Raw genomic sequence first — 22,625 nt, 5'->3', positions numbered from 1 at the left:
TGCAATAAAAATGGATTGTTTTCTTCAAATCGATAGAGGGTAATGAATATAATGTTGGATAAAAGTCTTATTTGGTGAAACGGGGTGTCCTATGGATTATTTACTTCAGTTAGTCGATCAATTTGGTTATGTGGCTATGTTTCTTTTTAGCTGGATCGTTTTCATAGGCTTGCCCATTCCGAATGAAATGGCTGCTGCTTTTGCCGGATACCTTTCTGAGTGGAGGAATTTCGATCCAACCACCTCGTTTCTTTTCATGTACAGCGGGCTTATAAGCTACGGTGCTTTCGGGTTCCTTTTAGGAAAACGTTTCGGTACGAGGCTTTTACAGCGTTTGTTCAAGGGCAGACGGAAAGAAGGCCTGATCAAGAAGAGTAGGGAGTGGATGGAAAGGTATGGATTATTCGCCATCTCCATCAGCTATTTCATCCCTGGTGTCCGATTGGTCATGCCATATATCGCAGGGACTGGAAAGGACATCACATTTGTCCGGTTCATTATCTATGCCACACCTTCAGCAGGGGTATGGGCCCTGGTATATTTCCAGATCGGAAGATACTTTCCGAAAAGTTTTCAAAGTATTGTCTATGAAATCAGCTCCAAGGCCGGTTTGTTTGCCATTTTTATCTTTTCGTGTTCATTGGTCTACTATGTGATCTTTATTGTGAAGAAAAAGGCTCCTATCATGAAAAGAAAAAAACTGAGATATCGAAAATAAAAACCGATCTAACGTTATCGTTAAATCGGTTTAACTGTTTGTGGAGGTTCCATCTTCCACGATGGTGAAATATTTCCCTAATACCCCTATTGCTTTAATCGTGGTTCTATCCCCATTCTGATCTTCGAATATTTTTCCCACGGTATTGAATAACAAATACTCTTTCTTAATATTCGATCCGGTTTCAATCAGGATTTCTGCTGAATCTTCATCCTTTTTCCTGATACACGAAACCCCCTCGGTGCAGTCTATTTTATATTCTTCATCCAGCCAAGTGTAGAACTGCTCTTCCGATGGGCGATGAGTGGTCATATAATAGGTAACCAATACAATTGAGAACAATAGGACGAATCTGATACCTTTCTTCATTACCTTACGCCTTTCAAGTTGGTTTCTCCTATAATATACCATGTGAGGGGATGGAATGATAGACATCCCTTGTTGAAGGAGTACATGAATGAAAAAGTATATCACCCCAGAAATAGGTCAATGATGTTTGAAGCAGCCGATCCTTTTTTATTGTACAATTCACAGTATCCGCAATTTTTGCAGTAAACGACCGTAAAGCGATTATGCTGTACATCCAACAACTTCGATAGACCCGTTCCGGTTGCCGCTATTTCCTTCGTCCCTGCATCCATACTGCCACACTTGATACAACCTTTTTCTTGTTTCATGAGAGCATCATCCTTCCACGATTTTAACTACTATACGAATTCAATGAGGAAAAGATTCATTCATAAGGAAGTTTGCTGTTGAACTAATCTCTACTGAAGAATATACTAATTACATATTCATGTACTAGGAGGATCAAGATGATACACCACACTTGGACAGAAAACGAAGCAGTGAAGAGAGTTAAATGCATACATACAGATGCAAAGAAATATACGGTTGAGAACGTACTGGAAATCGGGAAAGAATACGAAGTGAAGAATGAGTCCGAAGATTATTATTTTGTCATTGATGAAAGCGGCAAGATGGGCGGTTTTTACAAAGAGTATTTTGAAGAAGTTAAATAATCTTGAACAGAAAGCTGGTTTCTTCGTGAGGGGAAACCTGCTTTTTTTTGCAGTGAAAGCGCTATTGCATGTATGATGTGTCTAGTAGACGATATGGAAAGGATGCTTAGGATGAATTACGAAAAGTTGATACCGGAATCGGTGATGGGAATAATCAATGAAAGAAAGGAATCGTTCAGCCAATCAGACTACCGTGATTTGATTGGAGAGGGAGGGTATTCTTCCAGTGACGAACATATTATCGAAGACAGCCTCATCGCATTGACGTTGGGTAAGAATCTTCTTCTAAAAGGTCCTACGGGTGCTGGGAAGACAAAATTATCCGATACATTGTCTTCAATCTTCAAACAACCGATGCACAGCATCAACTGCTCCGTGGACCTCGATGCGGAAGCATTACTTGGCTACAAGACCATTTCGGAGAAAAACGGCAAGAATTCAATCGAGTTCATCGAAGGCCCTGTAATCCAGGCGATGAAGAAGGGGCATCTTCTGTACATCGATGAAATCAATATGGCGAAACCTGAAACACTGCCAATCCTGAACGGAGTACTGGATTACAGGAGAAGCATCACCAATCCCTTTACGGGAGAAGTGATCAAGGCCGCACCTTCCTTTGGTGTCATCGCAGCAATCAATGAAGGATATGTCGGCACCGTCCCACTGAACGAAGCACTTAAAAACAGATTCGTCGTTGTGGATGTTCCTTATATCGAAGGAGAGGTCCTGAAATCTGTCATTGAACAGCAGAGTAAACTAAGTGATGACAAATTGATAAATACATTTGTTCATTTGTCATCCGATCTTATGATTCAGGTAAGAAATGGACAAGTATCAGAAGAAGCTGCTTCCATCCGTGCACTATTGGATGCTTGCGACCTTGCCGTATACCTGCCTGCGAAGCGTGCGATCCAGCGTGGCATCATCGATAAACTCGAAGATGAACGTGAGAAGGCCGCCATAAAAAATATTGCGGAAACCTTGTTCGAGTGAGGGATCGATAATGGAAAGGTTCATACAATTCAACGATGAAACCATCGATTCGTTTTTATTCATGGAAATGGAGGACCTGGCAAAGACACTTGCCAAGAACGGTGATGTAGAATTGAAATATGGTCCGTTTTCCTATATAGACTATAAACAACAAATAGTCTATGTCAGCCATTTCTGGGATCACCGGAACCGGGCGGACGAAATCAATGGACTGAAAAGTGATGTATACCTACGAACCATCGGAAACCAGTCAGAGACAGACCGTGAAGCAGTATTGAACTATATTGAAAAGGTAAAAAGGACAGGTATCCCGAAGTTTTCAAAGCAGTTGTTTGTGATGGGCGAAGATTTGCGACTGGAGGAGATCTGTAAATCAAGAAGACCTGGGACAAAGCATGCCTTTGCAACAAGAAGGAATCTTTACCGCCAATATTTCCAAGCACAATTGAAAGTGAATCTCACAAAAAGTGTGTTCACCGATTCACTTTTCAATTCGTTATTCCTTCTGTTGAATGCGCAGTCTCCTTTGGAAGAAGCTCCTTCGATCAATGAGGAAATCGACTTGGCCATGCCTTTCCTCAAATCCCAGCTGACAAAGTTCTATGAAGCGGATTCAACAACTACGGTCATTAAAATTTGCTTGGAAATGATTGATGTCGTTGATGAAATTGTAAAAAAAGATATGCTCAATGAATATTTTCACCTTCCCGAAGCCGTCTATGAAAAAGAGGATCACCTCCAAGAGACCTTTGAAGATCTCAAACGGAAAGATCCGCTTGCAAACCAGGATGTCCTGGAAGAAGAAAGCACCGGTGATGAAGAAGTATTGGACGAAGAATTCAGAACTTGGCACCGGGAAACGGAAGACAAAGGAGAATCCTTTTTACAATTCGACCTCGACCAAGGCTCACAATCAGACTTGATGGGCGAAGGCGTAAGGGAAGGGGAAGACGGGGACCAGGCACTCGCAATGGTTCAAGGTTCCGCAAAGGAAACGGAGAGAGAACAATATAAGAACGTAAAAGCTGCAGAAAGGGAACATGAAGAGTTGACAGGTGGCGGAGAAAATGAATATGGAAGGGATAATAAGTACGCACAAGCGTTCTTCTTGTCTCCATCCGTTCCGAGCGCCGAAGATCAGAAAACTTATGGGGTATACAAAGCATCCATCGCCCCCTTGCAGAAGAAGCTTCAAAAAATGATCGAGAAAACATTGGAGCATAAGCGGATCCTTCCTCGATCCGATCTTCATTTCGGCCGGTTGAATAGTAAGCTGCTTCGATTTATAACGGATGATAATCCAAGATTATTTTATAAGAAACAAAACCCTTCATCTGAAATCGACGCCGCGTTTTCACTATTGGTTGATTGCTCTGGTTCGATGTTCGATAAAATGGACCAAACGAAACTTGGTATCGCCTTATTCCATGAATCATTGAAATCGGTTCGTGTGCCCCACGAAATCGTTGGTTTCTGGGAAGACACCAACCAGGCAACCAAAACCTATCAGCCCAATTATTTAAAGCCTGTACTTGATTACACAACCTCATTAAAGCCTTCTTCGGGAGCGGAAATCTTACAGCTGGAACCGGAAGAGGATAACCGTGATGGATTTGCGATCAGACTGATGACTGAAAGAATATTAAGAAGAAATGAAAAGCAAAAATTCTTGCTCGTCTTTTCCGATGGAGAGCCTGCCGCGATGGAATATGATCAGAATGGAATTATTGATACGCATGAAGCTGTACTCGATGCGAGGAAACAAGGAATCGAGGTCATCAATGTATTCCTATCGAATGGACCCATCGATGAAGGGCAGCGGAATACCATCCAGAATATCTATGGGAATTACAGCATCCTCGTTTCAGACATTGAAGAACTTCCGGATGTACTGTTCCCTCTGCTTCGAAAGCTTCTATATAAAAGCATATGATGTAATGTCAAGGCGATTCCCCAGCAGGGAATCGCCTTTGTTGTTTATCATAGAGTGAATCTCTCATATTATCTCAGCAGATGGAAAAGTTAAGGTTTAAGGACCATGATTAAGGTTATTAATGGTATCATAAGCTAAAGATGGTTTTAATTGGAGGTTGTGTCATGGAAGAAATTGATTTTCATTATCTATTCGAACTTGGTCTTCTGTTAGTGATGATCGCAGCAGGGATTACTGCGTTTGCAAAGAAATTGAAGCAGCCTTATCCGATTGCACTTGTCATCATCGGGGCATTGATCGGATTATTGAATATCCCGATCTTAGAACCACTAAAGGATTTCATCACGGAAGGGGAAGTATTCAACTTCGTCATCATCACCCTTTTTCTACCTGCACTTTTGGGGGAAGCAGCCCTCAAACTTCCATATTCACAATTGCAGGCGAACAAGGAACCCGTGTTGGCATTAGCCTTCGGAGGAACGTTCTTATCCTTTTTAATCATCGGTTTTTCTGCCTATTACTTTTTTGATTTTCCGATTCCTGCTGCCTTTGTATTTGGTGCACTGATGAGTGCAACGGACCCTGTTAGCGTCTTGTCGATTTTCAAGAGTGTCGGGGTCAAGAAAAGACTTGCAGTCGTAATCGAAGGCGAGAGTTTATTCAACGATGGATTGGCAGTTGTATTATTCAATATATCGGCCTTTTATTTATTGACTTACATCGATGCCGGCTGGGCCGGGCTCGGAAGTGGGCTTTGGGAGTTCATCCGTGTCGTTTCGCTTGGCGTCATCATCGGAGGTGGCCTCGGTTATGCGTTCTCCATTCTTACAAAGTATTTTGATGATTATCCACTTGAAATCATATTCAGTATCATATTATTTTATGGGTCATTCCTGCTTGCCGAAAGCGTCCATGCATCAGGGGTAATCGCGGTGGTCATCGCCGCACTCATATTTGGCAATTATGGCGGAAAGATCGGGATGAGCCCAACGACGAAGCTGAACATCAACAGCTTTTGGGATGTAGCGGCATTACTCGCTAATTCACTCGTCTTCCTCATGGTCGGACTTGAAATCACCAGGATCGACCTCATCGATAAATGGCCGTTGATTTTTGCAGCCATCCCGATTGTCCTGGTCGCCCGGAGCATTGCCGTTTACACAAGCTTATCCTTGATCAACAATTTCCCGCACAAATGGAAGCATATCCTGAACTGGGGAGGGTTGAAAGGGTCATTATCAGTGGCGCTCGTACTAAGCCTACCAAGGGACTTCCCAGCAAGGGAGGATGTACTAATCCTCGGATTCAGCGTTGTGTTATTCAGCTTGGTCGTCCAGGGATTGACCATCAAGCCTTTGATTTCATTACTTGGCGTAAAGGCAAAGGGAGGGGAACATCAGGAGTTCCAGGAACTGCTTTCACATGTCCATCGCTATCAAACGGCCATCTCGGAAATCCACAGAGTCAAACAGAAGCTTTATATTACCGATCCGGTTTCCGAAGAAATGATGGATATGTACAAGAAACGGATTGATATGATCAAAGCACAGCTGAATGAACTTTACGAAACATATCCCGAGCTGAAAAAAGATCAACTGTCAACGCTTAGAAAACATGCCTTATACGCAGAATATGATGCCATTGCAAAGCTTGAGAAAGAAGAGATCATCTCGAGTTCACTGGCTGAGAAGCAGTATGACGCAATCACGGATGCAATCGTCCATAATGAAGAACAATAAAGAGGCGCACCATGCGCCTCTTTATTGTTTCATCTCGATCAATTTCTGTTTTAACTCGTTTTCCATGACCACCATTTCCTGCTCGGCCTGAAGGCGTTTCTGCCGTCCCTCTGCCTGGATGGTCAACGTCTCCTCGATGGTAGCGATCAGGTTTTCCTGCGTTTTCTTGAGCGTTTCCACATCGATTATTCCCCGCTCATTTTCACGGGCCGTTTCAATACTGTTCGTTTTCAGCATTTCCGAGTTCTTCAACAACAGCTCATTGGTGGTTCGGGATACCTGCTTTTGTGCATTGACTGCTTTCTGCTGATTCAACAGGGTGAGGGCGATGGCAATTTGATTCTTCCATAACGGGATCGCCGTCAAGATGGATGCCTGGATCTTTTCAGCCAATGCTTGATTGGTATTTTGAATCAATCTGATTTGTGGAGCTGACTGGATGGTCATTTGCCTGCTCAGCTTAAGGTCGTGAATACGCTTTTCTAGCCTGTCAAGGAACTGCATGGTATCATTGACCTCTTGAAAAATCAGCTCATCCCCGGATTCTTCCGCTTTCCGACGGAGAGAGGGAAGTAGGGAGTTCTGAATTTCATCCCGTTTTAATTCGGCTGCAGCGATATAGATATTCAGAGCCTGGAAGTAGTCCTTATTTTTGTCATAAAGAGTTTCCAAGAGTCGATTGTCATCCAACAATGTCCTTTGTGAATGCTCAAGACGGACAGAGATACGGTCGATCTGTGATCCGATCTTCTGATATTTAGACAGGACTTCCTGCAGGGATGAAGAGACTTTCCTGAATAGTTTCTTGAACACTCCCTTCTGTTTGGCGTTCAAATCATCAGGGTTCATTTGTTCAAGCTTCTTCATCAAGTCGGAGAGCACATCCCCGATTGGCCCGATATCCCTCTTCTGAACATGTTCCAGCATGGAATGAGAGAAATTCGATAACTGATTCTGCGCAGCGGAGCCATATTTCAGAATCGCTTCATAGTCCTTATAATTAATTTGTTCTGCGAGCTGCCTCGCCTTTTCTTGCTGTTCTTTCGGTAGTCGGTCCAGAAGCTGGGGGGTGGTTTGTGCAGCATTTCCTGTTTGTTCCCTAAAAGGGTCTGCTAGGAGTTGATCCAATTCATTTAGTTCATGACGTTGTTCCATGATATAACCTCCAACTATTTAAGATCTTTATGATGTGAAAGATGTTTATGTGCAAAAGTCAATTCCATATTCAGATGATCCATATCATCGGCCAAGACCAGCTGTAAATCTTTCTCCAATGTATCGATTAATTCATCCAATGTGGATCGGGTCTGTTGCAGGGAAAGGAACGTTTCTTTGCTTTTTCCAGGCTGTGCTGCCAGGAAGGTGTACTTCTCGGTCAACTCGACTACTGAATCAAGATGATAGTAGAAGAATGATTCCGCTCGATAATAGCGTTTGGGATCCTTATTGACCAATTGGAAAATCCTCCTGCTCAGCCGGTTGATCTCCAGGATCTGTTTAAAGGCACCTAATGAACGGACCTTTAATTGCTGCTTTTGTAGTCTTTTCACTTTTTCCCTTGCCTCTTTTAGATTCTTGCTAATATAACGATATTCCTTTCGATTCAGCCCTTTTTTGTTCAGCCAGATCCCCTTTTGAGCACCCTTGATTGTGTAAAAGATCGCAATACCGGTGGCGGCAGCGGATAACAACGAGAGGGGAAAACTCAATTCAAATGAAAGTAAGTATACGACAAAACTGGCGCTTCCGATTGAGACGGAAATCACACTTCTTAAAATAAATTGTAAAAAGGTGTTCATATTCATCTACCCCTTAATAGAATGCCTTACCTTTCATACGTTCCTGACAGCAAGAAAGTTTCATGGAAGTTACCCTTATTGTAACAGAACACATGGGATGGTTATAAGGTCCCTGTTGATCATAATAGAGAAAATCTGTAAGAAATTTACTGCATTCTTTCAAATTTATAACAATTGCCTATTTCGTGATTAAGAAATCGTTATTTTTGTTAGAATGATTTAGTAGATTGACGAGACAGGTGTGTGGACAGATGAAAAAACAGATTATGCTGATTCTCCTGCTGGTTTCATGGGTCTTATCGCCCATTACATCTTCAGCGGAAACGAATTCAACCGACAAACCGGATCATCTTTTCAGTAGAACGGCCGTGTTATTGGATTCAGGTACTGGAAGTATCCTCTATGCAAAGGGTGCACATAAAAAGATGAACCCTGCAAGTATCACGAAGATTGCGACAGCCATTTATGCACTAGAACACACCGGCTTGGATGACAAGGTCACCGTGAGCACCAGGGCTGCCGATACAGAAGGGTCGACGGTTTACCTGTTACCTGGTGAATCCATTTCCATGCGACAGTTGATGGAGGGGATGATGGTGAACTCCGGGAATGATGCAGCAGTGGCAATAGCAGAACATACGGAGGGATCCGTTGAAGGATTCATGAAAAAATTGAATGTTTTCTTAAAGGAAGAAGTCGGTGTAAAGGACACCCACTTTGTGAATCCTCACGGGTTGTATGATGAGGACCATTATACGACTGCTTATGATATGGCGAAAATCACAAGCTACGCTCTTAAGAATGACACATTCAAAGCTCTATTTGATATAGATTCTGTCGATTGGAAGTCGGAAGGATGGAAGACGACCCTGTACAACCATCATAAAATGGTGAAGGGGGAATTACCTTACCCCGAAGTGAACGGAGGTAAGAATGGCTTTGTTCCGGAAGCCAATCATACACTCGTGACTTCGGCGGAGAATGATGACTTATCGGTTGTTGCCGTTACAATGGATGCACAGAGCAAACGGGCAATCTATTCAGATACAAAGTCACTTTTGGACTATGGATTACAACACTTTACCCGCAGCTACGTCTCAAAGGACAGCTCATTCCAGGCACACAGTAAGTCGTATGAACTACCTGCTGATTTTCATTATACAAAGCGAATGAATGAAGAAGTGGTAGAGGAGGTCAATGATCATGGCCTGCTTACGATCTATGATGGTGAACATGAAGAGATTGCTTCAACTCAGCTAGAACCTTCCCGCTCTACTGGGGTCGGCGAGCATGACGTCCTCGCTACGAGTAATGGGATGGACGAAGGGAAGTGGACGGACCCTGAATTATTTTACCCCGTCTTCCTTTATATGATCATCCTCGTGATTGCGGGGATCTCGATGTTCAGACAGAATGAACAAGATTCTCTCAGTGAATGATTGCTTGTAAAAAAGAGACTGGGACATAACTAAAAACTCAATAAACAAAAGGCGAACAATATCAGTTTCAGTTATTAACGCTAATGATTTCCGTGCAAGACTTCGCTTTCCGCGGGCGGTTGGCGAGCCTCCTCGTCGCATTCGCTCCTGCGGGTTAGAAAAGCGGAAGCGGCTTGCTCAGAGGCTCGAGAGCTGGACATGTACCACCTAACTCGCTGCTCCCGCAGGAGTCTTCGTCTTGCATTCCAATCAACCGCTAGACAGAGGTAAAATCTAATCGTACAGTTATTCAAATAATTAAAAGCCCGAACGAATTTGCCTTTAAATAGACAAAATCGTTCGGGTTTTACTTTGACTGAAACACTTTTGTCTCAGGCTCTTTCCATCTAATCCACGACAATATAGGCGATCATGGGCCCGTTGTTTTCCATTGTAGCGTGTGTCTCGCAGATTAGCCGGTAGGTTCCTTCTTTTGTGAACGTAACATTGACGACCGTTGCTTTTCCTTTCTTCACGGTTCCTTTTATATTCGTACCTTCAATGTGGAACGGATGGGCATCCCCATTGACACCATGAATCACAAGTTGAACTTTCTTATCCTTTTCAACCACGATTGTCCCGGGGTCCCAGCGGTACGATTCGATTTCCTTCCCATCTGCCGTCTTGGTCTTAAATTCCCCTGTCACCAGCTCAATCGTTTCCGGTGCTTCACCTAAAGAGACAGTGGGATAGGAGTGTTGGGTTTTGTAAGCCCAGAGTGATCCAATGCCAATGATCAGAATCGTAAAGAATATCGCAATGATCGAAGATTTCTTCAGTACGAGTAATTTCATCGTTTCTCCCCCTCAGCACATTGTATTAAGTCCATGATATATGGATATGCTCCAGAGGGGATGAACTTGTCTACAAAATGACCTTCTCATGTTGTAGAGGGGATTCAAGTGATTCCAATACGGAAGTTGTTCATATATGCATGAGTGACCACGTCACTTTTCCCTACAAATCGTTCGGCTTGAATTCTCATCTCAATCCTGTACAATCTGTGTAAGAGCAAGGAGGATTCACAATGGAAAACACATGGAAAGTGATACTGACAAGAAGCGATGCAGAACCATGGTGGTTCTTCGACGGATGGAAAGAGGATATTGTGAAAGAATGGGATTTTCAAGATCGTGAAAGTGCCATTACTAAATATCTATCGGAAATTGACAGATTGAAGGAACAATGGCCAAAGAGTAAAAGTAAGACTTTTAATTCCATCGCCTTCTGGAATCCCGAAGAAATAGAGTTTTGCGAGGCTTGTGACGATGATGTCCAAGTTTACCACGGCATACTATTATTTGAACAAAATCAGCCAATGGCAATCAATGAACAAACAAAGAAGCATGTTATTCAATTATTGGAACAGGATTAAAGGAATGCCGGGATGATGGCATTCCTTTTTCTTTATTCAGTCGGTGACACCTGTCCGGATCAAATTAAAATGAACCGTAACATCAAATGATGCGTCGGGATAAAGGCGATCCCATTCTTGCTGCGTAAGAGATTCATGATTCCTACGTGTACGATATTCCATCCCGAAACCTACCGGATCTACCACGTTCTCCTGAAGACTCTTTATATTTTTCATGACGTTTTTTTTAATATACTTCTCTGTCTCTTTTTCAACCAGTTTGAGGGTTTCAGGGTCCGAGAGCTTCAATTTTTCAGTTATTTCATGTAGTCTGGCATCAATATCAAGTCTGATCGTGAATTTCGGTGCATCATCTTTGCTAGCCTTGATTTCATGGTTGGATTTGATGCTGTCGAGAACAAGATAAAGTCTTTTTTCATCGTCTGTCTTTTCGCGACTGGACCCGTGTCCTTCTGGAAGATGATTCCGAAATGGTTCCATCGGCAATTTGACTTCCAGGCTTCCTGCTGAATGATAATCTTCGATGAGTGAGCGGATATAGAACATATCCCTTTTGTCGATTTCCATAACGAACTGATCTTTGTGAAAGATGGCAAACCCCTCGATTCCCAATGTCCTGTCCGAAGATGAGAGCAGGGGAAGGATCGGATCTTTCCCTACACTGCCATAGTCAGTGATGAACTCCTGCAGGGTGGGGGCTATCATGAGCTCATTTTCCACATTCTGTTTGACAAGATTGTATAAGTAGGTACCCCTATTGGAATGCTTCTCAATCATTTGGTATGTAAGGATATCTTCCGCGGTGGTATCAGCCACTGCCAAATAGACCATATTTCCAATGGACGAGTCCCTTTCGAGTGTATCGACGAGATGTGAAATTCCTTTCATGGCCAGATCCCTTCCATAGACGGCGATCCTCAATTGTCCGGAAACGAGCTGATGATCAGTATCGAAGTTCTGTGACATCCTTATGCCTTTTGAAGTATTGGCAGTACTTACGAGGATCTTTTCAACATCTTGCATGTCCGGATTGAATTGGTAAAGTACAATGGTACCCTTGATTTCCTCATCATCATGTTGATCATAACCCACAGCAGTGATCAGCCCGAGCTTCTCCAAATATTTTTTCTCGACACAGCCACATAGAGCAATGGTAGTGAGAATCATACCGACCAGGTAAAGTTTTTTCATCCCTTTGCTCCTTTTCCAGTTATCGAATGCTTGAGTTTTATAATCAAAAACAAGATTACAGGGTATACAAACGACAGGATAAAACTGACACTACCGGCTTTTTCAGTAAAGAGATCCATCGTCAAACGATCTTCTATGAAGAAGCTCCCAGCAATCAAGACGAGTCCAAAGAAAAAAATCGTCCGTTTCTGCGACAGGTTGAAAACCCGTTTCACCCCACGTGTTGCCGCCCAAAAATAAATGCATAAATTTGGGAGTATGACGAGCATCCAAAACGAGACAGCAATAAACTCAAACCGCTCAAGATTAGGGATTCTGACGATTTTAAACATCGAAAGAACCGGCCAGATCGTCTTTAATAGTGATTCTTCGGAGAAAAATCCAACACTCACAGCAGTGACCAAGGCGAATAAGAACGTACTGTACCACGTACCGATCAATGAATACTTCAACACATTCTTTTTCTCTTTAACATAAGGATAGATGATCATCAATAATTCAAATCCAATTAGTGAGAAGCTTACCTTATAAATCCCCATCGCATGCTCCTTCCATGAAGCCGTAAATACAGGTTGCAGATGGTTGATGTCCAGGTATTTTAACGGAGCGTAGATCATGAAGACAATCCACATCGTCAATAGGATCCCGATGAATGTGACTCCCACAACCACCCTGATTCCTCCCAATACGGCATAGCCAGTCAGTAAGACTAAAAATGTAACGAGCAGCCAAGTCGGCATTTTCGGGAAGATCCATGCTTGTACCATCTCTGTGTAATTCATCATGATCACATAAGTAACAAGCAAGAAATAAAGGATGTAAATAGAATTCAGAAACGTACTGATCCATCTCCCGTACACATCGAACTGAATTCCGAACAGGTCGGCACCTGCATAAACCGAAAGCAATTTGGTCATGAAGAAAATGACAATCGAAACCACAAAACCTGATAAAATCATGGTTATCCATGCGTCTTGTTTGACTTCCATGAAGGCCACTCTCGGTACACCTGCGATGCCGACACCAATCTGTGCAGTATGGATGATAAATGCAACCAAAAAAGCATTGAATAAGAGAGTTCTTTGTGGTTCAGGATTAATCTTCATGCTTCACGTCCTTTTTCTTAAGGTGAAATCCAACTTGTATAAATGATAAACATCATTCATCAACTTCTTTCTTCTTTTTCGCCTTGTTTTTCGGGATACGAGAAGCATCTCCTGGGCGATTGGAAACTGGACGATTCACCAAGTATTGATAGGGACTCCGGAACAGACTATACTTCCAGTCAGCAAACCGGAATGGGTAGATCGGACTCAAATAAGGGCGGCCGAGGGTCGTGACTTTCAATAAATGGATGATCATAAAGCAAAAGCAGAACATGATTCCCACTCCACCATACAGTCCAGCCATCAAGATAATGGGAAAACGGATCATCCTGACAGCGGTACCGATTGCATAGCTAGGTGCCGTGAAGGAACCCAAGGCGCTGATGGCGATGATAATGATCAGGATATTGCTGGTGAAACCTGCATCCACCGCTGCCTGTCCAATGACGATACCCCCGACGATTCCCATCGTCTGACCAACTTTTGTCGGGAGACGCGCGCCTGCCTCTCGTAATAATTCAATGACAAATTCCAGTAGGAACGCTTCAAAGACAGGGGGAAACGGGACATTCGAGCGGGACTGACCTAAAGAAACCAATAACGCCGAAGGAATCACCTCATAATGATAGGTGAGTACTGCCACGTAAGCAGGGGTCAATAACACAGAGAAGAAAATGGCGATGAACCGGATGATGCGCAAGAATGTTCCCATATTCCATCTCATATAAATATCTTCTGTCGATTCAAAGAAATTCATAAAGGTGGAAGGTGCGATGATAACGGTCGGACTTCTGTCCACGAGCAGGCCGACTTTTCCATGTAGGAGGGAAACAGTCAGCCGGTCAGGCAGCTCCGTTGTCATGAGTTGCGGGAAGACTGTCCATGAATCATCCTCGATTAGCTGAGAAAGAACGGTCGAGTCGATGATGCTGTCAACGTCAAGATCATTGATCCTTTGTCTGAACGTATTGACATTTTCTTCATCGGCAATGTCTTGGATATATACAAGCTGTACCTTTCTCTTCGAACGCGAGCCAATCATGAATGTTTCTACACACAGGTTGGGATCACTGATGTTCGATCTGACCAGATTCAAATTTTTGGAGATCGACTCAGTGAAAGAGATCTTTGGTCCGAAGACGAGAGACTCTGTTTCAGCCTTCTCCGGTTCCCGGCTCCCTTTGTCCTCGATATCACAAAGAATGCCATAGGTATCAAACTCTTTGAAAACATAAGCCGCTCCATCCACCAATTGGTCGACGACCTCAATGAGTTGATTGGTCCTTGTGATGCCGGCGATTTGCACCTTATTGGAGATAGTTTCAGCATCGAACTCTTCCGGCATCTGTTCAAGTGGCCTTACGATACATTCATTCAATACCCTGGCATCAACCAGGTCTTCGAAAAAAAGGATGAGTATATGCTGGTTATGTGATGTCACGATCCTGAAAATCAAATCATCGCTTCTGCCTATATGAGATAGAATCTCTTGTTTGAAGCCTTCTATTTCGAAGCTATGAGCAGCCTTGTGGTCTTTATGTTCAGCTGCTTTCGTGCGTCTGGACACGTCTCATCACCCTATGTAAAGATTTACTATTAGAATCCCTCAGAATTTTATTCTTACTCATGACTCCTGTAATGAAAGATGAAGAAAATGGTACATAAACCAATCCAATGATGGGAAAGATAGAGATGGATGTGAGGCTTGATAAGTAGGAAGAAAGAAGACCCATCCAAGGCTACATAACGTTCACCTTACGTGGAGAGTCAATATTCGACTGAGATGGAACGGAAGGGTGGCACACAAGCTGATTCCTCTGGTACAAAGAAGAAAAATCAATCTTGACATGTGGCAGGACGTTGACTGCCCGGCGGCTTTTTCTACTATTATGATGGCAAGTATGGTATAATGGAATAAGTCACAGCAATTGTACTTACATTACATCCAATATTCAATCCGATAATCACTTATATACTTGGTGAGCAACACTACCACAATCAGTTTTTTCGTGCCTGGCATGGAAATCCTGCTTATCTTAAAGGAGGACATTCAATGGCTTTTGGACGTCGAAATCAAGTTGAAGAAGAAATAAAAACTGAGGAAACAGAAATTTGGGCTTGTTCTTCCGAAGAATGTAAAGGCTGGATGCGGGATAATTTCAAGAGTGAAGATTCCCCTAAATGCCCGCTTTGCAATTCTGACATGGAGAAGTCCACCAAAGTGCTGCAAGTAGTGGATAACCCTCATCCTACAATGAAATCTTCCTGATCGGTCAAAAAGAATCAATCATCTGATTGGTTCTTTTTTTTATTTGGCTGCTTTCGTAAACATTGTTGCTTTAGAATGCGTAAGCAGTGGTTGATTTGCGCTCCAGGTGCTCGCTATCCTCGGGTAGACGAAGTGATGAGGAGACTCACGGGCTACGCTCGGAAAGGGAAGTCTTGTAAGGAAATCATCAGCGGTGATAACAGCTGCTATTTTAATAACAACAATCTTTACGAAAAGAGCTTTTTATTTACAAGTGGAATTTGTTATCCCCTTACCACTCCGAATAGACATCGGATTAAAATTTTTTTAAATCCTTAAACGCTTTTTTGTATCCTGAATAGTATGTAGTGTATGAGGCATCAAAAGGAGGGAGCACCATGTCCAACAAAAACAAAAAAGATAAAGAAAAAGAGGTACCGAAAAAGGCTGAAACCGACGAGCACTCTATTTGGGACAGCTTTTGGAAACTGACAAAGCCGGAAGTGGATGCAAAGGAAAAAGAAGAAACCAATTTCAAATGGTTTTAACCTTATAGAACTGCAGAGGGAAATCAATCCCCCTTGCAGTTCTACTTATTTGTATGCACTAACATCCATGTTTGAAGACCCTCCAAGTTGGTAAAAGGTAAATAGCTCCATTCTTACGCTGGGAACAGCTGTTTTTTTACGGAAATTTACCCGTTGCATCAAACTACCATGTTAAGGAGGAATCAGGAATTGATCATTGATAATGTACGATTGTATGATGCCAAAGAGTACGTTGAGTTAGACAAGGTATATCATTTGAAGCTTGGGGAAGGCAAGGTCCAGGAGATACGGGAAGGGCGGACTCAAGAAGAAGGGACAGGGGTGGTAGACGGGATGGAAAGAGTGCTCACACCTGCTTTTCACGACACACATATGCATTTTCTACGGTATGGACTGATGAAAAAGGAGCTCGATTTAAGACATGTCTCCACATGGGAGCATATGAAAGAAGAAATCAGGACCTACTATCCGCAAATGGAAGAAGGTGACTGGGTAGTCGGCAGGGGATTGAATGATGGTGAATTCACCGATCGCACCGATCTCCTTCAAGCAAGGGACCTAGATGACATCCATTTACATACGTATATGTTCTTTCTGCATCAGGATGGCCATGAATGCGTAGTGAATCATAAGGTAATGGATTTATTAAAAAAGGAAGAAGAGTTCAAGGAGATACCGGATGACTTTAAAGAGAAGGATGATAATGGGGAGTGGACTGGCCGCTTCAAGGATACCGCTGTTCATTTCATCAAGCACCACTTCAGGAAGAGAACGATGGAAGATGCGAGGGAAGCCCTTGAAAGCGGGATCCCTTACCTCCTTAAGAATGGGATCACCACGATCCATACGGATGACTTGAACTTCATCGGTTCATACTCGCGTCTATGGGAAGCTTATCAATCACTTGAAAAAGAAGGAAAACTCCCGATCAGGGCATACCTTCACCATTATATTTTCAAGAAGAAACATTTGGAGGACTATTTGGACAATCATCCATTCAGGACAGGGGAGGGCTCGGACAGAGTGAAGGTGGGGGCAGTGAAGATATTCCTCGATGGGACACAGCGTCTCCATACTTCAGCGATGAGGGTCCCCTATCATGATAAAAAAGAAACGACAGGAAATGCTGTCTATACACAAAATGAGCTGAACGACATCTTGAGGCTCGCAGGAAGCAACCGGATGCAGGTCGCCATGCATGCCATAGGGGATCGAGCTGTGGAACAAGCCATCACGGCTCTGGAACAGCCAGAAGCAAAAACTGCTCAATTAAGGCATCGGATCATCCATGCCCAAACCGTAGGGGAAGACCTGCTTAAGAGGCTCGAGCACTTAGGTGCCGTGATTGAAACACAGCCATCGTTCCTTCTTACTGAGTGGGATAAGAAGGAAAAGTGGGTAGGGAAAGATCTGGTTCCGTACTGTGATGCCTTTAAGAGCTTTAACAGGCATCATATTCCGTTTACGCTTAGTTCGGATTTACCGATTGGATCACTGAACCCTTTCGAAGGGATCTTCGCAGCGGTGAACCGGACAGACTTGAAAGGGAAGCCTAGCGGAGGTTGGCAACCACAGGAGAAGCTAACCGTAAATGAAGCCTTCAGGGGATATACATCGGTACCGACACTCATTGAATTAAACGAAATGAACAACCATGGACGGTTGATGACAGGGGAGAGAGCGGATTTCCTCTTGCTCGATCAACACCCGCTTGAGGTGGAGAAGAGCAGGCTCCATGAGATCGGAGTGGTGGAAACCTGGTTTTCAGGTGAAAAGGTGTTTGAACGTGAGGCAGAATGACATCAGACGATTGAAAAGGGACTCTCCTTTTCAATCGTTTTTTAATGATTCCATGACATGTGAATGTATTGGCATAAGATCAATTCTAGACTACAATGAAAGATAGATATAAATGAGTGAAAGGAGGCAAAATTTTGCTTAATGAAGCGCAACAAGTACTAAAGCAATATTTCGGCTATGAGAATTTCCGTAATGGTCAGGCTGAGATTATCTCCAATATCTTGTCCGGAAGGGATACAGCCGGAATCATGCCGACCGGTGGAGGTAAATCGATTTGCTACCAGATTCCCGCCCTTCTTCTTGATGGGGTCACACTCGTCATATCTCCATTGATTTCATTGATGAAGGACCAAGTGGATTCTTTGACGTTTCAAGGCATACCGGCAACATTCATCAATAGCACACTCAGTAATGCTGAGACGGAAGCAAGGATGGAAGAAGTGGCAATGGGAGAATATAAGCTTCTCTACATCGCACCTGAACGTCTGGAGTCTTCCCGATTCGTCGATTACCTGAATACATTGAATATCCCGCTGGTCGCAGTGGATGAAGCGCACTGTCTTTCTGAGTGGGGGCATGATTTCAGACCAAGTTACTTAGGTATTTATGGGGCAGTAAAAAGGCTTTCCTCCAATCCTGTCATGCTGGCACTGACCGCTACAGCAACCCCTCAGGTACAAACCGACATCCTCAGCCATTTACATATTCCTTCAGAAAACAAAGTATTGACCGGTTTCCAACGGAACAATCTATATTTTAATGTGTTAAAAGGTGAGGACAGGAAACGCTGGGTTGGCGACTATATCCAGAGGAATAAGCAACAGTCGGGAATCATTTACTGTGCCACACGCAAAGAAGTTGAACGTGTCCATGATCATTTGGTGAAAAAAGGGCTTTCAGCCGGTAAATATCATGGTGGACTTTCCGATTCCTTAAGGCTAGAGCAGCAAGAGGCATTCTTGAACGATTCGATCATGGTGATGGTGGCGACTAATGCATTCGGGATGGGAATCAACAAATCAAACGTCCGTTATGTCATCCATTATCAGATTCCAAAAAACATGGAAGCGTACTATCAGGAAGCAGGCAGAGCCGGCAGGGACGGAGTGGAAAGTGAATGCATCTTACTGTTTTCACCTCAGGACATCCAAACCCAGCGTTATATTATCGAACAGAACGTCATGAACCAGGACCTGCATCAAAACGAGCTACAAAAGTTACGCGACATGGTGGACTTCGTCCATACTGAGTCCTGCTTACAGCAATATATCCTATCTTACTTCGGCGATGAAACGGATGAAGAATGCGGACATTGCAGTAATTGCCTCGATGATCGGGAAACGGAAGATGTGACCGTGAAAGCTCAAATGGTCCTTTCGTGTATGAAGCGAATGAACGAAAGGTTTGGAACGACGCTCATCTCTGCGGTATTGACTGGATCGAAGGGGAAAAAGATCAAGGATTTCGGCTTTGATCGATTATCGACCTATGGATTACTGAAAGATGAATCGCAGAAGGAAGTCGGATTGTTCATTGATTACTTGATTGCTGAAGGGATCATCGATGTGGAAGGTGGTGGCTACCCGACCTTGAGAGTGTCAAAAAAGGGGAAAGAAGTCTTGGTAGGCGAGAGGAAGGTATCCAGAAAGAAACAAGAAGATGCCGCTCCCGTATTATCGAACGAGGATGAACTCTTCCATACTCTCAGAACTCTTCGTAAATCAATCGCCGAAGAAGAAGGGGTTCCCCCATTTGTCATCTTCTCTGATAAAACGTTGCATGATATGTGCTTGAAGCAGCCTGGGGACGAAGCGGAATTCTTGAATGTCAGCGGAGTAGGGGAAAGCAAGCTTGAACGGTATGGAGAGCTATTCATGAATAAGATCTCTACATTCTTAAAGGAAAATGAAGAGTATTCCCGTAAAGTCGAAGAGCGGGAACCTGGAAGTGTGTCCCCACGCAAACAAAGAGGGAAGACGGACGAACCTTCGCATCATATAACATTCCAACTGTACAACGAGAACAAGAGCATGAAGGAAATTGCCTCGATCCGTAATATGAGTGTTGCGACGATCGAAAATCACATCATCAGGTCATACGAAGAAGGGTTGGCGGATGACTGGACAATCTTTTTCAATGAAGATGAGGAAGATCTGCTTAAAGAAGCCGTCGAGAAAGTCGGAGAGACACCATTGAAGCCCATCAAGGAAGAGCTTCCTGAGGATATTTCCTACTTTCAAATCAAAGGCTATTTAGCCAAGAGACGAGTTGTTCACGATTAATACATGCAAGTAAAAAAGGGTGTAAAATCAAGTAGATTTTACACCCTTTTTTTAGAGAGGCAACTTACGCTTTTTGAGAAGCCTTCATTTCAAGGAATTCATCATAAGTCGTCTGCTTATCGATAATGCCACCGTCCTTAATTTCAATGATGCGGTTTGCGATCGTTTGAATGAACTGATGGTCATGTGATGCGAAGATCATGGCGCCTTTATAGGAAATCAAGCCATTATTCAACGCGGTGATGGACTCAAGGTCCAAGTGGTTGGTCGGTTCATCCAATAGAAGGACATTCGAACCGCTTAGCATCATCTTGGAAAGCATGCAGCGGACCTTTTCCCCTCCGGAAAGGACGCTTGGCTTCTTGAGTACTTCTTCACCTGAGAACAGCATACGTCCAAGGAAACCACGGAGGAATGTCTCGCTTTCGTCATCAGGTGAATACTGACGCAACCAATCAACAAGCGTCGGCTCAGACCCCTCGAAATACTCGGAGTTGTCTTTAGGGAAATACGCTTGTGAAGTCGTTACACCCCATTTGAATGAACCGCTATCCGGTTCCATTTCGCCAGCAAGGATTTTGAAAAGCGTCGTTTTCGCGATTTCATCCGTCCCGACCAGGGCGATTTTGTCTTCTTTATTCATGATGAAGCTGACGTTATCCAATACCTTTACTCCATCGATTGTTTTTGTTAACCCTTCGACTCTCAATACATCGTTTCCGATTTCACGTTCAGGCTTGAACTGTACGTAAGGATAGCGTCTTGAACTCGGCTTGATATCATCAAGTGAGATTTTATCCAATAGCTTCTTACGTGAAGTCGCCTGCTTGGATTTAGATGCATTGGCCGAGAATCTTGCGACGAACGCTTGAAGCTCCTTGATTTTTTCTTCTTTCTTTTTGTTTTGATCCTGCGCCATTTTAAGCGCCAGTTGACTGGATTCATACCAGAAATCATAGTTTCCGACATAAATCTGGATCTTACCGAAGTCAAGGTCGGCAATATGTGTACACACTTTATTCAAGAAGTGACGGTCATGGGATACGACGATGACCGTATTTTCAAAATTGATCAAGAACTCTTCAAGCCATTGGATTGCCTGTATGTCCAAGTGGTTGGTAGGCTCATCCAGTAGAAGGACATCCGGTTTGCCGAATAATGCTTGGGCAAGAAGGACTTTCACTTTCTCTCCACCGGTAAGCTCGGACATTTGCTTTGAATGAAGCGACTCGCCGATTCCCAATCCTTTCAATAGAATGGCAGCTTCTGATTCAGCTTCCCAACCATTAAGCTCAGCGAATTCACCTTCAAGTTCAGCAGCTCTCATGCCATCTTCATCCGAGAAATCCTCTTTCATGTAAATGGCATCTTTCTCCTGCATCACTTCGTATAGGCGGGTATGCCCCATGATGACGACTTTCAATACTTCATATTCTTCATATTCAAAATGATCCTGCTTCAATACAGCAAGGCGTTCACCAGGGGACATGGATACATTTCCTGTCTGTGCCTCGATGTCACCTGAAAGGATCTTCAGAAATGTCGATTTCCCTGCACCGTTAGCACCGATTAAACCATAACAGTTGCCAGGGGTGAATTTTATATTCACGTCTTCGAATAACTTTCGGTCTCCGAAGCGTAAGCTTACATCTGATACTTGAATCATTCATACTACCTCCCAATACTCAATCTAAGAGATTATAACACGTAAAAGGGATAAAAAGATAGCGTTTATAAGAATCAAGTTCGCATGGAACGGTAGTCGTTATACACTTATTACCCGGTCGTTGGTGAAAACAAAACAATGATTACTGTCGGCACACTAAATAGGCTCCTGTCATAAGGTAATAAGAGCGATGGGAGGGATCCATTTTGCATTATCATATCAATCCATATGAAAGCAACCACGAATTCCAGAGGCAGATTGACCCGACATTAAGAAGGGATATCCAAAAAGCGATCAATGATCAATTCAAAGCGATCTCCTGGTATACTCAACTGGCGGAACTTGCGCCGGATCAAAACGCTAAGCAAGCCATACTCGGAATTAGGCAAGATGAAATCAGGCACTTCAACGCGTTCAGTCAATCATATCTTAATTTGACAAACCGGTACCCACGTTTGAATCTGGTAAACCAAAAGGATTTGCCTGTCAATTACAGACAGGGTGTCAGGGAAAGTATAAAGGATGAGAGAGAAACGGTTCCGTTTTATCTCTCGATTGCCAACCGGCTTACAGATCCCCGCGCGAAAAGAAGGTTCACAAGGGCTGCATATGATGAACAACGTCATGCTGAGATACTTAGAAACTTATAATAAAAACCGAAAATCACTCCAAAGAATGGGCGGTGATTTTCGGTTTTTTCTTTTGATTTTTGATTCATTTTACCGTA

The 22,625-nt window shown here is 43.3% G+C and carries 21 protein-coding genes; 12 read left to right on the top strand and 9 right to left on the bottom strand.

Annotated features, from left to right (window positions below; all coding sequences use genetic code 11):
• Positions 1–91 precede the first annotated feature (91 nt).
• Positions 92–718 carry a DedA family protein gene (locus LCM10_RS03080; protein WP_224874602.1) on the top strand — a complete coding sequence of 209 codons (627 nt, stop codon included), beginning with the start codon at positions 92–94 and terminating at the stop codon, positions 716–718.
• A gap of 30 nt (positions 719–748) precedes the next feature.
• Here the strand turns inward: LCM10_RS03080 and LCM10_RS03075 are convergent, their stop codons facing one another.
• Together LCM10_RS03075 and LCM10_RS03070 are read right to left on the bottom strand one after the other, a co-directional pair.
• Complete coding sequence (locus LCM10_RS03075) at positions 749–1,087, bottom strand: hypothetical protein (RefSeq protein ID WP_224874601.1); 339 nt, start codon at positions 1,085–1,087, stop codon at positions 749–751.
• A 101-nt stretch (positions 1,088–1,188) separates the two neighbouring features.
• Entirely contained in the window at positions 1,189–1,395 is a 207-nt protein-coding gene (locus LCM10_RS03070) for a zinc ribbon domain-containing protein (protein ID WP_224874600.1), read from the bottom strand.
• A 138-nt stretch (positions 1,396–1,533) separates the two neighbouring features.
• On the opposite strand from LCM10_RS03070, the gene LCM10_RS03065 reads away from it, so the two are divergent.
• From LCM10_RS03065 to LCM10_RS03050, 4 genes are all read left to right on the top strand, one after another.
• Positions 1,534–1,740 (top strand): DUF6501 family protein, encoded by a 207-nt coding sequence (locus LCM10_RS03065; protein WP_224874598.1) that lies wholly within the window; start codon positions 1,534–1,536, stop codon positions 1,738–1,740.
• A gap of 144 nt (positions 1,741–1,884) precedes the next feature.
• Positions 1,885–2,733: an ATP-binding protein gene (locus tag LCM10_RS03060; protein ID WP_412103373.1), complete on the top strand. Its 849-nt coding sequence runs from the start codon at positions 1,885–1,887 to the stop codon at positions 2,731–2,733.
• Positions 2,734–2,743: 10 nt separating this feature from the next.
• On the top strand, positions 2,744–4,666 hold the full coding sequence (locus tag LCM10_RS03055; protein WP_224874595.1) for a nitric oxide reductase activation protein NorD: 1,923 nt from the start codon (positions 2,744–2,746) through the stop codon (positions 4,664–4,666).
• A 164-nt stretch (positions 4,667–4,830) separates the two neighbouring features.
• Complete coding sequence (locus LCM10_RS03050) at positions 4,831–6,405, top strand: cation:proton antiporter (protein WP_224874592.1); 1,575 nt, start codon at positions 4,831–4,833, stop codon at positions 6,403–6,405.
• A gap of 21 nt (positions 6,406–6,426) precedes the next feature.
• Here LCM10_RS03050 and LCM10_RS03045 read toward each other — a convergent pair whose 3' ends face one another.
• Both LCM10_RS03045 and LCM10_RS03040 read right to left on the bottom strand, forming a co-directional pair.
• Positions 6,427–7,560: a toxic anion resistance protein gene (locus LCM10_RS03045; protein WP_224874591.1), complete on the bottom strand. Its 1,134-nt coding sequence runs from the start codon at positions 7,558–7,560 to the stop codon at positions 6,427–6,429.
• Positions 7,561–7,574: 14 nt separating this feature from the next.
• Positions 7,575–8,204, bottom strand: coding sequence for a 5-bromo-4-chloroindolyl phosphate hydrolysis family protein (locus LCM10_RS03040; protein WP_224874589.1), 630 nt, complete (start codon positions 8,202–8,204; stop codon positions 7,575–7,577).
• Between the two features lie 251 nt (positions 8,205–8,455).
• Between LCM10_RS03040 and LCM10_RS03035 the strand changes: the two genes are divergently transcribed.
• The gene (locus LCM10_RS03035; protein WP_224874587.1) at positions 8,456–9,643 is read left to right on the top strand and encodes a D-alanyl-D-alanine carboxypeptidase family protein; all 1,188 of its coding nucleotides are present in this window, start codon (positions 8,456–8,458) and stop codon (positions 9,641–9,643) included.
• Between the two features lie 386 nt (positions 9,644–10,029).
• Here LCM10_RS03035 and LCM10_RS03030 read toward each other — a convergent pair whose 3' ends face one another.
• On the bottom strand, positions 10,030–10,476 hold the full coding sequence (locus tag LCM10_RS03030; RefSeq protein WP_224874585.1) for a cupredoxin domain-containing protein: 447 nt from the start codon (positions 10,474–10,476) through the stop codon (positions 10,030–10,032).
• A gap of 233 nt (positions 10,477–10,709) precedes the next feature.
• Here LCM10_RS03030 and LCM10_RS03025 point away from each other — a divergent pair, with 233 nt between their 5' ends.
• Positions 10,710–11,057: a DUF1033 family protein gene (locus tag LCM10_RS03025; protein ID WP_224874584.1), complete on the top strand. Its 348-nt coding sequence runs from the start codon at positions 10,710–10,712 to the stop codon at positions 11,055–11,057.
• Positions 11,058–11,093: 36 nt separating this feature from the next.
• Here LCM10_RS03025 and LCM10_RS03020 read toward each other — a convergent pair whose 3' ends face one another.
• The 3 genes from LCM10_RS03020 to LCM10_RS03010 are packed head-to-tail and all read right to left on the bottom strand — an operon-like array spanning position 11,094 to position 14,921.
• Positions 11,094–12,248 carry a Ger(x)C family spore germination protein gene (locus tag LCM10_RS03020; RefSeq protein WP_224874576.1) on the bottom strand — a complete coding sequence of 385 codons (1,155 nt, stop codon included), beginning with the start codon at positions 12,246–12,248 and terminating at the stop codon, positions 11,094–11,096.
• Positions 12,245–13,354 carry a GerAB/ArcD/ProY family transporter gene (locus LCM10_RS03015; RefSeq protein ID WP_224874575.1) on the bottom strand — a complete coding sequence of 370 codons (1,110 nt, stop codon included), beginning with the start codon at positions 13,352–13,354 and terminating at the stop codon, positions 12,245–12,247. Before LCM10_RS03015 ends, LCM10_RS03020 begins: the two co-directional genes overlap by 4 nt.
• Before the next feature lie 52 nt (positions 13,355–13,406).
• Complete coding sequence (locus tag LCM10_RS03010; protein ID WP_224874573.1) at positions 13,407–14,921, bottom strand: spore germination protein; 1,515 nt, start codon at positions 14,919–14,921, stop codon at positions 13,407–13,409.
• Positions 14,922–15,407: 486 nt separating this feature from the next.
• Between LCM10_RS03010 and LCM10_RS03005 the strand changes: the two genes are divergently transcribed.
• The 4 genes from LCM10_RS03005 (at position 15,408) to recQ (ending at position 20,232) form a co-directional block, all read left to right on the top strand.
• Positions 15,408–15,623, top strand: a complete 216-nt coding sequence (locus tag LCM10_RS03005; protein WP_224874571.1) for a cold-inducible protein YdjO-related protein — start codon at positions 15,408–15,410, stop codon at positions 15,621–15,623.
• 377 nt (positions 15,624–16,000) lie between these two features.
• Positions 16,001–16,150, top strand: coding sequence for a hypothetical protein (locus tag LCM10_RS03000; protein ID WP_224874569.1), 150 nt, complete (start codon positions 16,001–16,003; stop codon positions 16,148–16,150).
• Between the two features lie 189 nt (positions 16,151–16,339).
• A complete protein-coding gene (locus tag LCM10_RS02995) occupies positions 16,340–17,950 on the top strand; it encodes an amidohydrolase (RefSeq protein WP_224874567.1) in 1,611 nt (536 codons plus the stop codon).
• A 134-nt stretch (positions 17,951–18,084) separates the two neighbouring features.
• Positions 18,085–20,232 carry a DNA helicase RecQ gene (gene recQ / locus LCM10_RS02990; protein WP_224874565.1) on the top strand — a complete coding sequence of 716 codons (2,148 nt, stop codon included), beginning with the start codon at positions 18,085–18,087 and terminating at the stop codon, positions 20,230–20,232.
• Between the two features lie 64 nt (positions 20,233–20,296).
• Here recQ and LCM10_RS02985 read toward each other — a convergent pair whose 3' ends face one another.
• Entirely contained in the window at positions 20,297–21,898 is a 1,602-nt protein-coding gene (locus LCM10_RS02985; RefSeq protein ID WP_224874563.1) for an ABC-F family ATP-binding cassette domain-containing protein, read from the bottom strand.
• Positions 21,899–22,104: 206 nt separating this feature from the next.
• Between LCM10_RS02985 and LCM10_RS02980 the strand changes: the two genes are divergently transcribed.
• Positions 22,105–22,548, top strand: coding sequence for a ferritin family protein (locus LCM10_RS02980; protein WP_224874561.1), 444 nt, complete (start codon positions 22,105–22,107; stop codon positions 22,546–22,548).
• Positions 22,549–22,625: the final 77 nt, after the last annotated feature.

It is taken from the genome of Rossellomorea aquimaris (assembly GCF_020171925.1).
Taxonomy (GTDB): domain Bacteria; phylum Bacillota; class Bacilli; order Bacillales; family Bacillaceae_B; genus Rossellomorea; species Rossellomorea aquimaris_F.
This window is presented reverse-complemented; position numbering and strand designations above follow the sequence as displayed.

Coding starts and splice junctions, on each gene's coding strand:
- LCM10_RS03015 (WP_224874575.1), bottom strand. CDS start 13,354: ATGAAGATTAATCCTGAACCACAAAGAACTCTCTTATTCAATGCTTTT.
- LCM10_RS03050 (WP_224874592.1), top strand. CDS start 4,831: ATGGAAGAAATTGATTTTCATTATCTATTCGAACTTGGTCTTCTGTTA.
- LCM10_RS03005 (WP_224874571.1), top strand. CDS start 15,408: ATGGCTTTTGGACGTCGAAATCAAGTTGAAGAAGAAATAAAAACTGAG.
- LCM10_RS03040 (WP_224874589.1), bottom strand. CDS start 8,204: ATGAACACCTTTTTACAATTTATTTTAAGAAGTGTGATTTCCGTCTCA.
- LCM10_RS02985 (WP_224874563.1), bottom strand. CDS start 21,898: ATGATTCAAGTATCAGATGTAAGCTTACGCTTCGGAGACCGAAAGTTA.
- LCM10_RS03055 (WP_224874595.1), top strand. CDS start 2,744: ATGGAAAGGTTCATACAATTCAACGATGAAACCATCGATTCGTTTTTA.
- LCM10_RS03065 (WP_224874598.1), top strand. CDS start 1,534: ATGATACACCACACTTGGACAGAAAACGAAGCAGTGAAGAGAGTTAAA.
- LCM10_RS03025 (WP_224874584.1), top strand. CDS start 10,710: ATGGAAAACACATGGAAAGTGATACTGACAAGAAGCGATGCAGAACCA.
- LCM10_RS03060 (WP_412103373.1), top strand. CDS start 1,885: ATGGGAATAATCAATGAAAGAAAGGAATCGTTCAGCCAATCAGACTAC.
- LCM10_RS03080 (WP_224874602.1), top strand. CDS start 92: ATGGATTATTTACTTCAGTTAGTCGATCAATTTGGTTATGTGGCTATG.
- LCM10_RS03075 (WP_224874601.1), bottom strand. CDS start 1,087: ATGAAGAAAGGTATCAGATTCGTCCTATTGTTCTCAATTGTATTGGTT.
- LCM10_RS03070 (WP_224874600.1), bottom strand. CDS start 1,395: ATGAAACAAGAAAAAGGTTGTATCAAGTGTGGCAGTATGGATGCAGGG.
- LCM10_RS03045 (WP_224874591.1), bottom strand. CDS start 7,560: ATGGAACAACGTCATGAACTAAATGAATTGGATCAACTCCTAGCAGAC.
- LCM10_RS03030 (WP_224874585.1), bottom strand. CDS start 10,476: ATGAAATTACTCGTACTGAAGAAATCTTCGATCATTGCGATATTCTTT.
- LCM10_RS03000 (WP_224874569.1), top strand. CDS start 16,001: ATGTCCAACAAAAACAAAAAAGATAAAGAAAAAGAGGTACCGAAAAAG.
- LCM10_RS03020 (WP_224874576.1), bottom strand. CDS start 12,248: ATGAAAAAACTTTACCTGGTCGGTATGATTCTCACTACCATTGCTCTA.
- LCM10_RS03035 (WP_224874587.1), top strand. CDS start 8,456: ATGAAAAAACAGATTATGCTGATTCTCCTGCTGGTTTCATGGGTCTTA.